This window comes from Croceicoccus estronivorus (assembly GCF_001625325.1).
GTDB lineage: Bacteria > Pseudomonadota > Alphaproteobacteria > Sphingomonadales > Sphingomonadaceae > Caenibius > Caenibius estronivorus.
The window spans coordinates 244,551-258,507 of sequence record NZ_JRQQ01000001.1; the positions used below are offsets into that span (position 1 = coordinate 244,551).

Sequence of the window (13,957 nt, forward strand, 5' to 3'; positions counted from 1 at the left end):
ATGCAACGCCCGACCCGCTACGAAGCTCTGTTGCAGGTTCGCAGCCATTACCGAACTGATGCCGCGATGGCCGCCGACTTCGGCGTGTCGCAGCCAACTGTCTGGAGGTGGATAAACCAATCCAAGCAGCTCCCTGCCGAAAAAGCTCTGTTGGCTGAAAAGCTCACAGGCGTTCCTCGCCATTGGCTACGCCCAGACATTTATCCCGCTGAAACTGTCGCAATTCCTGCCTCCACCATGGGCGAGGAAACCCCGCTCTGCGGATCGATCCTAACCGCCCGCATGCTCGCAAAACACGGCAATACGCACGCGGTTCTGCCACGAAAGGACGTGGCATGACGACGCGGCCGGGCCGGTGGGAACATCACCTTCGCACCGCGCGCCGCCGCAATCGCCTGATCGAAAGCCGCATGGGTCGGGTGCAGCTTTACGCCCTTTCCATCGTCGCCACGCTCGCCCTCGCTCACATCGCAGACCGCGCCACCGCAGGCATCGCAGCCTGCCGGATCGAACAACCGGCCCAATGCCCGGAGATTGCCCGATGAATTCCGCAACCACCGCTTCGCATATGCTTACTGAAACCGTCCTGCCGCTGACAGCCATCGCGATCCAGTTGGTCTTGCTGTTGGTAATGGGCTTCCACATTGGCAGGAACGGCAAGCACGCCTCTCTCGTCATCCAGGTCTGCATCGTATCCAGCATCATCCTCTGCGGCGGCGTCTTTGCTGCAGGAAAGGTGCACTGGTGACCATTCCCCGCAAGCCCACCACTTTCGCCCGCGCGTTGACGGAAATCGCCCTGCTGCTCGGTTGGGACGAATGCGCCGAAGTGCTGGGCAAATCGGAAAGCCATGTGCGCAAGCTGGGCGCGCCCGATACCGAACGGGAATTGTCCCTGCGCGATGCCGTGCGGCTCGATGCCGCTTACCGGCGCGCGGGCGGCGAAGGCGCGCCTTTGCTGGAATGCTACGCGCTGAAACTGGATCTGCGCATGCCGATCCAGTCGGCCAGTCCGCACTGCATGCTGACCGGGTCGGCCAAGGCCGCGAAGGAAAGCGGGGAGGCTGTGGCCGCCGCGATCGAACTGGCCGGTAACTCCAACGATCCGCACGTGCGCATGCGGGCCGTTCGCGAAGTCGAAGAAGCGATCACGGAATTCACCCGTCTGCTCACCCGCATTGTCGCCCATCAGGAACAGGAGAACCGCCAGTGATCCATTCACCCTGTGACAAACAAGGTGCCACACCTGCCCCGCCGAAACGCCGTGGCCATTTCGGCCGCGCCCCGGCAGTCAGTTGCCCGGCCTGCAATGCCAGGGCATCGTCGCGCACCAGCCAGGAAATCAGCCCCACGCTGCGCCAGCTCTACTACCGCTGCACGAATATCGAATGCGGCATGACGTGGGTGGCCAGCCTGGTGTTCGAACATGCGCTGTCGCCCAGCGGGGTGAACAGCGAATTCCGCCCGGCAAAGCCTTTGAAGGAAAAGGCCCCCGGCCATGATTTTGGCCAGATGACCATTTTTGAAATCCTTCCCTGCCCGTCCGGCTGATTGCCCGCCGCACGGCACCATTCCGCTCATCCTTTCCTGATTGCTCCGCCGCCGGGCCCACCGGCGAACGATCCCCCCTGCCCTGCCGAGATTGCATCACCCGATGGACGACAAACTGCGCCAAGACATCATTTCCCGGCTGCGGGCGGACTACCGGTTCCCGCCGTCCACCGGGCGCGTGATCCGCGGTGGCCGCTGCCCCGACTGCAAGGGCAAGGAACTGTATTTCTACGCCGAAAATCCATGGATGGTGAAATGCGGGAGGGAGAACAAGTGCGGCCACGAATGGTCCACGCGCGATCTCTATTCCGAACTGTTCGACAACTGGTCGGATCGCCATCCCCAAACCCCGGAGGACCCGCACGCTGCCGCCAAGGCATACTTGCGCGACGAACGCGGCCTGAACATCGTCAAACTGGCCGATGCCTATTCGCAGGAATCCTATTTCGACCGCAAACTGAATGCCGGATCGGCCACTGTCCGCTTCGATCTGCCCGGCGGTGGCTGGTGGGAACGGCTGATCGATCGGACTTACCGCTTCGGCAAGAAGAAGGCGAACATCAAGTATGGCTACAGCTATCGCGGCCATGCCTGGCACCACCCCGGCCTGACATTCGACGATCTCGCCCAGGCGGATGAAATCTGGCTGGCCGAAGGGATATTTGACGCTGTCGCCTTGTCAGAGGCATTCGCAGCCGAACGGCCACAGGCCCGCGCCGCGTCGACCATGTCGACCAACAACTATCCCAGGGCATGGCTCGAACAGCTTGCCAGCGCGGTCGCCGCGCGTGGCACCAGTGCCCGCCGCCCAACGCTGGTCTTCGCATACGATGTCGGCCCCGCCGGGGTCCGCTTCACCCGGCAATATGTCGAACAGGCTCGCGACGATGGATGGATAGCCCGCGCCGCGCAGGTGCGCCCCGATGGCGAAGGGACGAAGCTGGATTGGAACGATCTGCTCAAACGGCGAAAGCTGAAGAACGCCGATCTCGAAACCTATCTCGAAAATGGCGACATCACGATTGCCGAAAACGCCGCTGACAAGGCGTTCCTGCTCTATCGCCGGTCGCGCCGCAGCGAATTTCCCCTGACATTCAAAAGCCGTCAGCTGTGGGCGAAATTCTCGGTCGAACGGATCAACGAACTGATCCAGTCCTATGGCGAGGACAAAACCCTTTCAGCCCTGACCAACGATCAGAAGCACGATCTGGCCGCGCGCGAGGCGGTGGAGGTTCAGGAAATCGCCAACTGCGTGTTCCGCACGCTCTATTTCCAACGCGATGCCGCGCTGAATGACAGCAGCTATTACATCCGCGTCGATTTCCCCGGCAAACAGGACACGGTAAAGGCGGCCTTTCCCGGCCCCGCCGTTGCCGGTGCGGGCGAATTCAAGAAACGCCTGATCTCCATCGCGCCCGGCGGCATGTACACTGGCACCAACTATCAGCTGGACAAGCTGATGGAACGGCAGCTGGATAATATCCGCACTGTCGATACGCTCTACTTCTCCGGCTACTCGATCGAACACGGCGCATGGATGTTCGACGATATCGCCGTTACCGATGGCCGCGTCATTCCGCTCAACGACGAAGATTTCTTTGAAATCGGCAAGATCGGGCTCAAACCCAAGGCCGCCAGCGGCGAATTCGCGATTGAATACGATCCCCACGAACTGAACTATTCATGGTGGGATGATCTCTACACCGCGTTCGGATCGCTTGGCCTGGTCGCGCTCGCATTCTGGCTGCTCACCCTGTTTGCCGAACAGGTCCGCCGCGACCACCAGAGCCTTGGCTTTCTCGAAATCGCCGGTCCCCCCGGTTCCGGCAAATCCACGCTGCTGATCTTCCTGTGGAAGCTGGTTGCCCGGCTTCACAATTACGAAGGGTTCGATCCGGCCAGCGCCACCGCTGCCGGCATCGCGCGCGAGCTGGTCAAATACGGCAATCTGCCGGTGGTCTTCCTCGAAGGGGACCGGAAAAAGGATCAGCCCGCCGCGCGCAAATTCGACTGGTCCGAACTCAAGAAGATCTACAACGGCCATTCGCCCCGCACGCGCGGCATTGCCAATGGCGGAACCGACACTTTCAGCCCGCCTTTTCGTGGCGCGATGGTCATCGCGCAGAACGATCCCATTCGCGATGCCGAAGACGCGGTGCTGGAACGCATCATGCCCCTGTTCGTGGACAAGGGCCGGTTCAGTGCGGAAGGCAAGGCAGCGGGCAACCGCCTGAAGAAATACGACACCCGCGACGTATCGCACTGGATGGTGGCGATGATCCGGCAGGAAAAGCCGATTCTCGACTACTTCCATAACCGTTTCCCGCTCCACGAAGCCCGGCTGCTCGATCACCCCGAAGTCCAGAACGATCGGCTTGCTTTCAACCATGCGCAGTTGGCCGCCGCGCTCGATTGCCTTGCGCGCGCCATGGCGATTGAGGGCAAACCGGTCATCTCATCCGCGCAGCTGGCCGAAGGGCATGACCTGATTACGCAGATGTGCCTGCAACAACATGGCGCGCTGGGCGCGGATCATCCCGCCGTTGTCCAGTTCTGGGAAAACTTCGATCACCTCAATCAAAAGCTGACCGAAGGAAAACTGGAAAGCGAAGGCCACTATGGCCTCAACCATTACCGCAAGGCCGACAAGGGTCTGATCGCGGTCAGCATGCCTGAAATAGAACAGGCATTCGGCCAGTATCGCATCTCGATTCCCGGCGGGACGATGCTGGATCTGAAAAAGCTCCTCACCACCAGCAAGAGCCGCAAGTTCCTGGGCAACAAACAGGTCAACTGCCGCGACGGCCGCAACCGTCATTGCTGGGTCTTTCTCGACACCAACTTTCAGGAGGCTTTGCCGGTATGACGGCCACTGCACCTGCCGATGCGCAGCCAATGGCGCTTGTCCGCGTTCCCGATGGGCAAGGCGGTTATCGCCATGAATTCCGCCCCGTTCCGCCCGAACAGCCGAAAAAGAAACGCAAGTCCCGGCCCAAACCGGACCCGATAGAGGCCAATCCGGATTCGGCTGCGCAGCAGCTGCAGCAGATCATCGAGCGGCGCGAACGGCTAGAAGAGGAAAAGGCCGCAATTGCCGACGATATCCGCGATGTGAACGCAGAGGCGAAAGCCGTTGGCTTCGATGTGAAGGCGATCGCCGCAATCATCGCCATGCGCAAGATGAACCCGGACATGCGCCGCGAAGCCGAAGCAATCCTCGACACATACAAAACCGCGCTGGGCCTCGCCTGATGCCCCGCCGCACCCCGAACAAGGAAACGCACATGAACACCGCGCTCAAACAGCCGGTGTGGTTCGGCCTCGACCAGGCACAGACCGCATCGCGCCCCACCTGCACTTTCATTTGCAGCGATTGCGATCGCATGCACAACGGCATTACCGATCGCATTCCCGATGGGTGGGATCTACAACCCGGTGCCTATGGCAATGCCCCCCGGCTGCGTTGCCCCGACTGTATCGAACAGGCCGAACAGGCAGAGATTGCCCGCCGACAGGCCCAACCGTTCATGCTGTTTCTGGAAAAGCAGGCCACCGGCCAGTTCCACATCGCAATGGCCCCGGAAAACGTCCTGATGCGCTGGCTCCCGCTGGGCTTCTACCTGACACCGGCACAGGCCCGCGCGCTTGCCGCACAGCTCACTCAATATGCCACATTGGCGGAAGTACCCGGCTCGGTCCTCGATGGCGATGGGGGCGTCGCATGATGGACTGGCACCATCCCCGCATCGCCAATCCCGATTGCGCCATTCACGAAAGCGACAATATTGCTGCCGAAGCACGCGCGGCCTGGTCGCGCCGCCGCGCCGCTTACCCGGATCTCGTCAAAACGGGCCGCATAACGGCGGACGATGCCCGCGCCGATCTGGAGGCATGGCGCGCAATTGCGAAAGACTGGCACTGGATCGCATTCGGTGAAGGCGATCCGGCCGATCCCGAAACGCTCCCCAATCGCATCGCCGCGCTGGACACCGCCATTGCCCGCTGGCTCGAGATGGTTGCCGAAAACGGGGGCCATGCCTCTCTGGCCGATGACCGGCAGGGCAAACTGCTCTGCGCCATGCGCTGGTGGGCCGAACGCGAACGCCCCGGCTTTTCCGGCCCCCGCCACATTCGCGACACCGCCGCGATCGGCCACGCCTGGCGACGGCAAAACGGCCTGCCGACACGCGGCGCCATGCTCGCCGCCCAGGAACCCGCCCAACAATCCGAAAGAAAAGCCGCCGCATGAAACCCCGCCCCGCGCCACCCATCTTCCCGTTTCCCGATCATCCCAACATGGCCGAAGTTATGGAATCGGAACGCCGCGAAGCCGCGCGGCTTCAGAGAAATCGGTCGGAAGCACCAGGCGAACTTTCAACCGCGACCAATCCTTTCCCCGCCTGACTGGCCCAACGGCAAAATGAAGGAGGCATTGGCCCCACGAGTGCCGACAAATCGAATGACTGAAGACAAGCTCCCGGCAATACTTGAAACAGGACGCGGTCCCTCACATTGGGTGGCCGTCTTGCGTGACCGCGGAATCTCCATTTCCGAACGTACGCTGCGGGAAAGGGCCAACAGACTTCGGGCTTGCCACAAGGTGGGCCGTGCGATGATCATTACGCCCGAACAACTAGACGTGATTCTCACGGACGGGACACAATGCCGCTCGAACCCTATCTCAGAGGCCGCACCTGGTGGGCGAAAGGGCGCGTCGAATACAACGACGCACCCATTACCGATTACTACCGCTGCAGCACTGGAACATCTTCGGAGCAAGCCGCACGCGAATGGTGTCGCGCCGAAGAAAAGCGGCAATTGCGTCGTTTCCTTGTTGGACCCGAAGAGGCGGAAGAGCCGCTGACCTTCGCAGCGGCGGTTCTGCTCCACGAACCCGACGCAAAGACCGCCGGATATTTAATCCCCATCGTCGAACTGATCGGTGAAGCGCTGGTTTCCGACATCACGCCGAAAATCGTTCGCGAGCTGGGACCGATCCTCTATCCCGATGCCGGTACGAAGACATGGGCGCGCCATGTCGTCACCCCGATCCGGTCCGTCATCAACAACGCCCACGACCTGGGTAAATGCCCGCCGATCAAGATTAAGGGCTACACGGCCGAAGAACAGGTGGCGCAGGATCGCAAGCGCGGCAGCAGGGGGCGCACGAAATACAAACCCGGCAGCTGGGAATGGCTGCTGCAGTTCCGAGCCCACGCGACGCAGCGCGTAGCTGCCCTCGCCCTGACGATGTTCGTCACCGGCGCACGGATCAGCCAGGCCGTCCAGATGAACCCCGGCCAGCACCTGGACCTGGACAACAACCGCATTTGCATTCCCGGTGCCAAGGGCCACGACGATCGTTGGATTGAAATCCCCAAATGGCTGGCGATCGAGCTGAAGAACCTGCAACCCGGCTATCCGCGCGGCGCTGAACGCAAGACGGAAAACCTGCGCGTGTTCGGCTACGCGGATCGATCTTCGCCCCGCAAGGATTGGAACAAGGCGATCGAGGCGGCAGACATCGAATACCTGCCCTTCCATTCCGCTGGCAGGCACGGCTTCGGCCAGGAAATGAACGTGCGCCAATCTATTGACGAAAAGGCAGCCGGTGCCTTCGGCGGATGGTCGGACACCAACCTGATGCGCCGGACCTACACCCACGCGGAAGACGAAGTGATTAAGGTCCACCGCGCTCTGGAAACCGGCCTGAAACGCGCCCAGCGCAAGACAAAACTGAAACTGGTGAAGGCCGCAAAATAGGCCGCCCCTCGTACAAACCCCGTACAACAAGCCCCAACAAAATCACATTTTCTTATTTAAAAACAAAACTTTCACGCCATTAAAACGCTCCCTTCACACGGGTGGGGTCGCAAGTTCAATCCTTGCCGCGCCCACCATATTTTCAATGACTTAGAAGAAGTGGCCAGCGGCCGTGTCTAACATGTGCCTAAAAGGCAATGCTATCCGCGCGCAGCCGCGATGTGCTGGAGCTGCCCGGCTGGTGACCAGGTGCGATTTGCACACGACAAGAGCGCGCCAACCTATTTGGCCTAGTTCCGTCCTTGACGCTTTGACGCGATCAGGCGCAGCGCATCAATGATGCCAGCGATTGGGATTTGGCTTGGCGCAAGCTCAAGCGGTCGCAGGGACTCAAGGAATTTGGAGAAGTCAGCCAATGCTGTTTGACCATGAGGACATTGAAGTCCTTCCAATCGAGCAAATCCCGTTGGAGCGCGACATCTATCTGATGGATGTCTGTTGGATGGAAGGCTACTCGGCCTCGCTCCTCAACGGCATCAACGGCGGCGAGTGGGATAACGTCGGCTACATCTCGTATGCCTGCGCCCACCATGTCGATGAGCACGGAGTGGAGCTGACCTGGTATCCGAACATCTTTGACCGCTTCCACAAAGTCCGCGTGCGATTGCCCCGGCGGCATTTCGTGACCTGCACTGAGCTATGGCAATACGACGAAAAGCCACGCGTGTTCGTATCTAGCGAATGGCTTGAAAATCTGCACATGCGGGTATTTTCAGCCTTCGCCCTGGTTGACGCCATCGGGGTGAAGCACGCCTTAGCCAACGACGAAATCACCACCGAAAAGCTGTCCGACCTCAGAGCACGAATTGATGCAATCGCGGCGGCTCACAATGACTTAGCGTTCATCTCATTTGCGGACAGCCTGATAGTCAAAATGAACTGGACCGTTGGGCAATGGGACCAATCAGTTGGCTACACATACGAGCCCGAGAAGATTTTAGCGGTCATGCCGGAGTTGGCGCTCGCGTTTAAGGGCGCGCTCGGATTGCCAATCTACGCGGTAATTACCCAAGGCCAAAATGAGTTCTATGGAGACGAGCTTACTCACACGTCCCTCTCTGGCAACCATCTCTCGTTGAACAGTCTAGGACTTCCCTTTGCACAGCTTCAATCTATCGAAGCCACGGCCAAGCAAGCGGCAAGGGTCGGAAATCATCAGCACGCTGAATTATACATGGATGAGAGCTTTTTTCGTTCGCTGAAGTTCGAGCATAGTTTCGATATGAATTCTGTGCCGACACACCCATATTTACCGCCAATGTCGGCACATCCATGTCAGTATATGTTAGCCACATTCGAGACAATCTTGAGCAACCTGCAGACTGCCTCCTGACCTGAGTTTTTTGCATCCGGGCCCGCAAGCGGTCCAGCAAAGTTTCGTGATCACTGGCCATCATGCGACACGCCAAACTGCATTTGCGCCTAACACGGCAACAACCAGGGGCGGCGATCCGCCAGAATGGCCGCTCCATGCTTGTTCCAGGCTTCTCTCGCGGCCTCGCGATCCGGACGGCTGAGTTTGTCCAAGCGGATGCCGAATTCGTGAAGCCGCCAACTATGGTCGATCCCCATAGGCAGATTTCCGCGTTCGGATTTTAAACTTCACGCCCGCAGCAAGTGTTGACCTTCGTCAAAGCCGTGTCACTCTGCACCCCATATATGCGGTGAGAGAGGAGACATCTCGTGTTCAAGGTGAATGTCGGAAGTATCGATCGCATCCTTCGCATTGTTGTGGGGCTGGTGTTGATCGCGCTCGTTTTTGTCGGGCCGAAGACGCCATGGGGCTGGATCGGGGTTATCCCGCTGGTGACCGGTCTGTTCCGCATGTGCCCGCTCTATTCACTGATCGGCATCAGCACCTTCCCGAAACAGTGAAGGAGCCACCTTGCATGGCGCGAGCCTGTTCGGCATAGCCCGCGCCCATGCATGATCTCCGTTTCATTCGCGAAAATCCCGACGCCTTCGATGCCGGCCTTGCCCGGCGTGGCGTGGAACCGTCTGCCTCGGCCGTTCTGGAGCTTGACAAGGTGCGCCGGGATGCCGCGACACGCTGTCAGGAAGCGCAGAGCCGCCGCAACGATGCCTCCAAGCAGATCGGCAAGGCCATGGCGCAAGGCGACAAGGACACTGCCGAAGCCCTGAAGGCCGAAGTCGCCGAACTGAAGCAAACCCTGCCCTCGCTTGAAGAGGAAGAACGCCAGGCGAGCACGGCGCTTAACGACTTGCTCGCCCGTCTGCCCAATCTCCCTGAAGACAGCGTGCCTCCGGGCGAGGACGAAAGCGGGAATGTCGAGGTATCGAGCTGGGGCACAAAGCCCGATTTTGCGTTCACGCCGCAGGAACACGCCGACATCGGCCCTGCCCTTGGTCTCGATTTCGAAACCGGAGCCTCGATTTCCGGCGCGCGATTTACGTTCCTCAAAGGGCAGATGGCCCGGCTGCAGCGGGCGATCGCGCAATTCATGCTGAACAAGCAGACCGGCGATAATGGTTATGAGGAATGCGCCGTCCCTCTGCTGGTCAAGGACGAAGCCGTATTCGGCACAGGCCAGTTGCCCAAATTTGCTGAGGACCTGTTCCAGACCACGGATGGACGCTGGCTTATTCCCACGGCCGAAGTGTCGTTGACGAATGCCGTGCGGGAACAGATTCTGGGCGGTATGGCTCAGCCGATCCGCATGACGGCCCTGACGCCGTGCTTCCGGAGCGAGGCAGGCGCCGCGGGCAAGGATACACGGGGCTATATCCGGCAGCATCAGTTCGAAAAGGTTGAACTGGTGAGCATATGCCGTCCCGATCAATGGGAAGCCGAACATGACCATATGGTTCGGTCGGCGGAATCGATTCTGGAGGCGCTGGCCCTGCCCTATCGCAAGATGTTGCTTTGCGACGGCGACATGGGGGCGACGGCGAAAAAGACATTCGATCTCGAAGTCTGGTTGCCGGGGCAAGGTGCCTATCGTGAAATTTCGTCGATCAGCTGGTGCGGTGATTATCAGGCCAGGCGGATGAATGCGCGTTTCCGCCCGGACGGCGAAAAAGCGACCGCATTTGTCCATACCCTGAACGGTTCCGGCCTTGCGGTAGGCCGCACACTCGTCGCAGTGCTGGAAAATTACCAGCAGGAAGATGGCTCGGTAATCGTTCCCGAAGCGCTCTTGCCGTACATGGGTGGAGTAACGAAGCTGGAGCCTGCGGCCTGATGCGTATCCTGTTGACCAACGACGATGGCATCCACGCCAGCGGCTTCAGCGTTCTGGAGGGAATCGCCCGGCAATTCAGCGATGACATATGGGTTTGCGCCCCGGCCGAAGAACAATCCGGCGCAGGCCATTCCCTGTCGCTTTCCCGCCCGGTCCGGCTGCGCAGGCATGGAGAACGGCGATATTCCGTTTCGGGCACGCCGACCGACAGTGTGATGCTGGCGCTGCATCAGGTCATGGATTCGCCCCCGGACCTGATCCTTTCCGGTGTCAATCGCGGTGCCAATCTGGGGGACGACGTGACCTATTCCGGCACCGTGTCCGCCGCGATCGAAGGCACATTGGCCGGTATCCGCTCGATTGCACTGAGCCAGGTCTATGCAAGGGAAGGTATGGCCGATGCCGTACCGTTTGCCGCCGCCGAGGCGTGGGGCGCCAAAGTTCTCGCTCCCTTGCTCGACACACCCTTTGCAGACCGCACCCTGGTCAACGTGAATTTCCCGGCTGTGCCTCCCGAAGAGGTAAAGGGCATCCGTGTCGTCAGGCAGGGATTCCACGACTATGCGCGCGGTTCCGTTGTTGAAGGCAAGGACCCTCGCGGCTATCCCTATTACTGGTTTGGCCTGCATGGCATCGAGCATACGCCCGGTCACGCGACAGATCTGGAGGCGATTGCCGATGGTTATGTCTCGGTTACGCCCTTGATGCTGGATCTGACGCACGAATCCTCGCTGGCCGAGCTGTCCAAGAAGTTTACCGGGTGAAAAACGCCGCCCTCGCCTGTGCAGCGGCACTGCTGATGGCCGCCTCCCCAGCCGAGGAAAGCCGCCATACGGTGCAGGATGGCGAAACTTTGAATGGCATTGCCAATCGCGCAGGCGTTCCGGCTAGTGCGGTCGCAAAGGCCAATGGCTTAAAGCCTCCTTTTGCCGTCCGGGTGGGGCAAGTGCTGGTGATCCCTCGCGATGCGTCGACCGAAACGACTCACGTGGTTCAGGCGGGTGAAACCTTGAACGGCATCGCCAATCGCGCAGGCGTATCATCCTCCGCGTTAGCCGCTGCCAACGCCCTGAAACCACCCTTCCCCGTGCGCCTGGGGCAAAGACTGACCATCCCGCGCAAACGGGCGGCAGGTTCACCAACAACGCAAGACCAGCGGGCTGCCAGACCCGGCGGCACGGGGGATTACATCGTCCAGCCGGGCGAGACGCTGAACGGCATTGCCAACCGTGCGGGCGTGCCCCGTATCGCGATTATCGAGGCGAACGGCCTTGCCGCGCCGTATGTGGTCAAGACAGGCCGGAAACTGCGTATTCCCCACCAGCACGTCCATACCGTGACCGAGGGCGATACGGGATTTGGGATCTCGTTCGCCTACGGCGTGCCTTACGATCAGATTCTGACCGCAAATGGACTCGCCGCAGATACGGTACTCAAACCCGGTCAGAAGCTGGTGATCCCCGCGCTGGTCGCACAACCGGATTCAGCAAAAGCTTCCGATAGCGCCCCTGCCCGCCCGGACAATGGCTTCCGCTGGCCTCTGACCGGGGCCATACTCAGTTCGTTCGATCCGCAGGCCCCTGGCGGGGGACACAAGGGGATCGACATCGACACCAGTGTCGGCGCGCCAGTTGCCGCGGCGAAAGCCGGTCGTGTCATCTATGCTGGCGAAGAACCCATACGCTACGGCAAGATGATCGTGATCGAACACGAAGGCCAATGGTACAGTGCCTATGGGCATCTTTCTTCGATTGCGGTGCAGAAAGGCACCAATGTCGCCACGGGCGATATGATCGGGCACGCTGGCTCCACCGGTGCCGCGATCCAGCCCGAACTGCATTTCGAATTGCGCCACAAAAATCAGGCGGTCGACCCGATGACACAACTCGGGCCGCCCCCCGCACCGTGAACAAGCGCCCGGCCCCTGTGCGGCGGTTCCAGCCGCTCCGCCGGGCGGTGAAGGTTCCGGTATGGGCCGACGCCGGCATCCGCCTGAGCGCCGCACTCGCACTCGTGTTCATTGTGGTCCTGGTGCATTATTTCGATCGCGATGGCCTGATCGACAGCCACGACGGCCATGTCAGTTTTCTCGATGTGGTCTATTTCACGATGATCTCGATCACGACCACTGGCTTCGGCGACATCGCCCCGGTGAGCGACCGGTCCCGCCTGATCGAGGCCTTGATCGTAACGCCGATCCGCTTCGCAGTGATCTTCATCTTTGTCGGCACAGCCTATAATTTCATAATCAAGCGCAGTTGGGAGAAATGGCGAATGGCCCGCATCCAGAAACAGCTATCGGGGCATATCGTCGTGCTGGGCTTCGGCGTCAGCGGCTCGGAAGCGGTCAACGAGTTGATCGAACGAGGCACAAGCCCAAGCGAAATCGTCGTGATCGACCCACTTGAATCCCGGCTGGCCGATGCGGAGGCTCTGGGCTGCAATGTCATGGCCGGTGATGCGACCCGCGACGAAACATTGATCGCCGTGAGGATTGCCAATGCCCGGTCGATCCTGGTGTCGGCAGGCCGCGACGATACTTCGATCCTGATCGTACTGACCGTTCGTCACCTGGCCCCAAGGGTCCCGCTGAGCGTCGTCGTCCGTGCCGACGACAATGAATTGCTGGCCCGCCAGGCCGGAGCGGACAACGTCATCAATCCGGTGCGCTTCACCGGCCTGTTGCTGGCCGGTTCGGCACAGGGAACCCACGTCGCCGATTACCTTGCCGATCTCGCTTCGATCTCGGGACGGGTCCAACTGGTAGAACGCGCCGTACGGCCCGAAGAAATCGGGCTGGGGCTGAACCAGCTCACCAGTGGCGGTCTTGGGGTACGATTATACCGTGCGGGCCAACCGTTCGGCTATTGGGAACCCGAAGCACTTTCCTTGAAAGCGGGGGATATGGTGGTCGAAATCCTCTCTACCCCGGACCCGACGGACAGCTAGGCGAGCAGCCAGAAGACAGTCCCCATGGCAAGGTAGGCGACAAGCCAGTAGCCGCCATCGATTATTCCCAGACGCGTCGAAATCCGCTGATGCATATAACTTAGCCAGAGCGCGGGGATAACGAAGAACAGCGCCAGCCCACCAGACATCATGAAATAGAGCCACGGTTTGACGGCCAGCGTTTCAGGCCCCACCCGTGCGAACATGTGCCCCATCATCGAAGCAGTCAGCAGCAACAGGATCACAGTCACAGTGGCAGTCCTGCCCGTACTGGTCCGCACGGCCATTCCACCCGGCCCCACTTCTTCCAGTTTGGCGCGGCCGAACAGCGGGCCATACCATACAGCGGCAACCAGCATGGATGACAGCGCGGCAACCATAACTGCAATCCAGTTGACGGGTCCCATTCAAATTTCTCCCGTTTCCTCAACA

Annotated in this window: 17 protein-coding genes; 16 read left to right on the forward strand and 1 reads right to left on the reverse strand. The window is 60.3% G+C overall.

Features of this window, described 5'->3' with window-relative positions; genetic code table 11:
• The 16 genes from MB02_RS01260 to MB02_RS01335 all read left to right on the forward strand — a co-directional run bounded on the left by MB02_RS01260 (position 1) and on the right by MB02_RS01335 (position 13,525).
• Complete coding sequence (locus tag MB02_RS01260; RefSeq protein ID WP_082825933.1) at positions 1–339, forward strand: transcriptional regulator; 339 nt, start codon at positions 1–3, stop codon at positions 337–339.
• The gene (locus tag MB02_RS01265; RefSeq protein ID WP_067531473.1) at positions 336–545 is read left to right on the forward strand and encodes a hypothetical protein; all 210 of its coding nucleotides are present in this window, start codon (positions 336–338) and stop codon (positions 543–545) included. The genes MB02_RS01260 and MB02_RS01265 overlap by 4 nt, the downstream gene beginning before the upstream one ends.
• Positions 542–748 carry a hypothetical protein gene (locus MB02_RS01270; RefSeq protein WP_067531475.1) on the forward strand — a complete coding sequence of 69 codons (207 nt, stop codon included), beginning with the start codon at positions 542–544 and terminating at the stop codon, positions 746–748. Before MB02_RS01265 ends, MB02_RS01270 begins: the two co-directional genes overlap by 4 nt.
• Positions 745–1,212 carry a hypothetical protein gene (locus MB02_RS01275; RefSeq protein WP_067531476.1) on the forward strand — a complete coding sequence of 156 codons (468 nt, stop codon included), beginning with the start codon at positions 745–747 and terminating at the stop codon, positions 1,210–1,212. The genes MB02_RS01270 and MB02_RS01275 overlap by 4 nt, the downstream gene beginning before the upstream one ends.
• Positions 1,209–1,550, forward strand: coding sequence for an ogr/Delta-like zinc finger family protein (locus MB02_RS01280; RefSeq protein WP_067531478.1), 342 nt, complete (start codon positions 1,209–1,211; stop codon positions 1,548–1,550). Before MB02_RS01275 ends, MB02_RS01280 begins: the two co-directional genes overlap by 4 nt.
• Positions 1,551–1,653: 103 nt before the next feature.
• The gene (locus MB02_RS01285; protein WP_067531480.1) at positions 1,654–4,416 is read left to right on the forward strand and encodes a toprim domain-containing protein; all 2,763 of its coding nucleotides are present in this window, start codon (positions 1,654–1,656) and stop codon (positions 4,414–4,416) included.
• 140 nt (positions 4,417–4,556) lie between these two features.
• Positions 4,557–4,802: a DUF2312 domain-containing protein gene (locus MB02_RS01290; RefSeq protein ID WP_067532223.1), complete on the forward strand. Its 246-nt coding sequence runs from the start codon at positions 4,557–4,559 to the stop codon at positions 4,800–4,802.
• 32 nt (positions 4,803–4,834) lie between these two features.
• Positions 4,835–5,275, forward strand: a complete 441-nt coding sequence (locus tag MB02_RS01295; RefSeq protein ID WP_156495377.1) for a hypothetical protein — start codon at positions 4,835–4,837, stop codon at positions 5,273–5,275.
• Positions 5,272–5,799: a hypothetical protein gene (locus tag MB02_RS01300; protein WP_067531484.1), complete on the forward strand. Its 528-nt coding sequence runs from the start codon at positions 5,272–5,274 to the stop codon at positions 5,797–5,799. The genes MB02_RS01295 and MB02_RS01300 overlap by 4 nt, the downstream gene beginning before the upstream one ends.
• A gap of 413 nt (positions 5,800–6,212) precedes the next feature.
• Positions 6,213–7,313, forward strand: coding sequence for a tyrosine-type recombinase/integrase (locus MB02_RS01305; protein WP_067531486.1), 1,101 nt, complete (start codon positions 6,213–6,215; stop codon positions 7,311–7,313).
• Between the two features lie 415 nt (positions 7,314–7,728).
• Positions 7,729–8,706: an RNA-binding protein gene (locus MB02_RS01310; protein WP_067531487.1), complete on the forward strand. Its 978-nt coding sequence runs from the start codon at positions 7,729–7,731 to the stop codon at positions 8,704–8,706.
• Positions 8,707–9,056: 350 nt separating this feature from the next.
• Positions 9,057–9,248: a YgaP family membrane protein gene (locus MB02_RS01315; RefSeq protein WP_067531489.1), complete on the forward strand. Its 192-nt coding sequence runs from the start codon at positions 9,057–9,059 to the stop codon at positions 9,246–9,248.
• Between the two features lie 47 nt (positions 9,249–9,295).
• A complete protein-coding gene (gene serS / locus MB02_RS01320; protein ID WP_067531491.1) occupies positions 9,296–10,576 on the forward strand; it encodes a serine--tRNA ligase in 1,281 nt (426 codons plus the stop codon).
• Complete coding sequence (surE, locus tag MB02_RS01325) at positions 10,576–11,340, forward strand: 5'/3'-nucleotidase SurE (RefSeq protein WP_067531493.1); 765 nt, start codon at positions 10,576–10,578, stop codon at positions 11,338–11,340. Before serS ends, surE begins: the two co-directional genes overlap by 1 nt.
• Positions 11,337–12,485, forward strand: a complete 1,149-nt coding sequence (locus MB02_RS01330) for a LysM peptidoglycan-binding domain-containing protein (protein ID WP_082825891.1) — start codon at positions 11,337–11,339, stop codon at positions 12,483–12,485. Before surE ends, MB02_RS01330 begins: the two co-directional genes overlap by 4 nt.
• A complete protein-coding gene (locus MB02_RS01335; RefSeq protein WP_067531495.1) occupies positions 12,482–13,525 on the forward strand; it encodes a potassium channel family protein in 1,044 nt (347 codons plus the stop codon). The genes MB02_RS01330 and MB02_RS01335 overlap by 4 nt, the downstream gene beginning before the upstream one ends.
• Here MB02_RS01335 and MB02_RS01340 read toward each other — a convergent pair.
• On the reverse strand, positions 13,522–13,932 hold the full coding sequence (locus tag MB02_RS01340; RefSeq protein ID WP_067531497.1) for a DUF1761 domain-containing protein: 411 nt from the start codon (positions 13,930–13,932) through the stop codon (positions 13,522–13,524). The genes MB02_RS01335 and MB02_RS01340 overlap by 4 nt on opposite strands.
• Positions 13,933–13,957 lie beyond the last annotated feature (25 nt).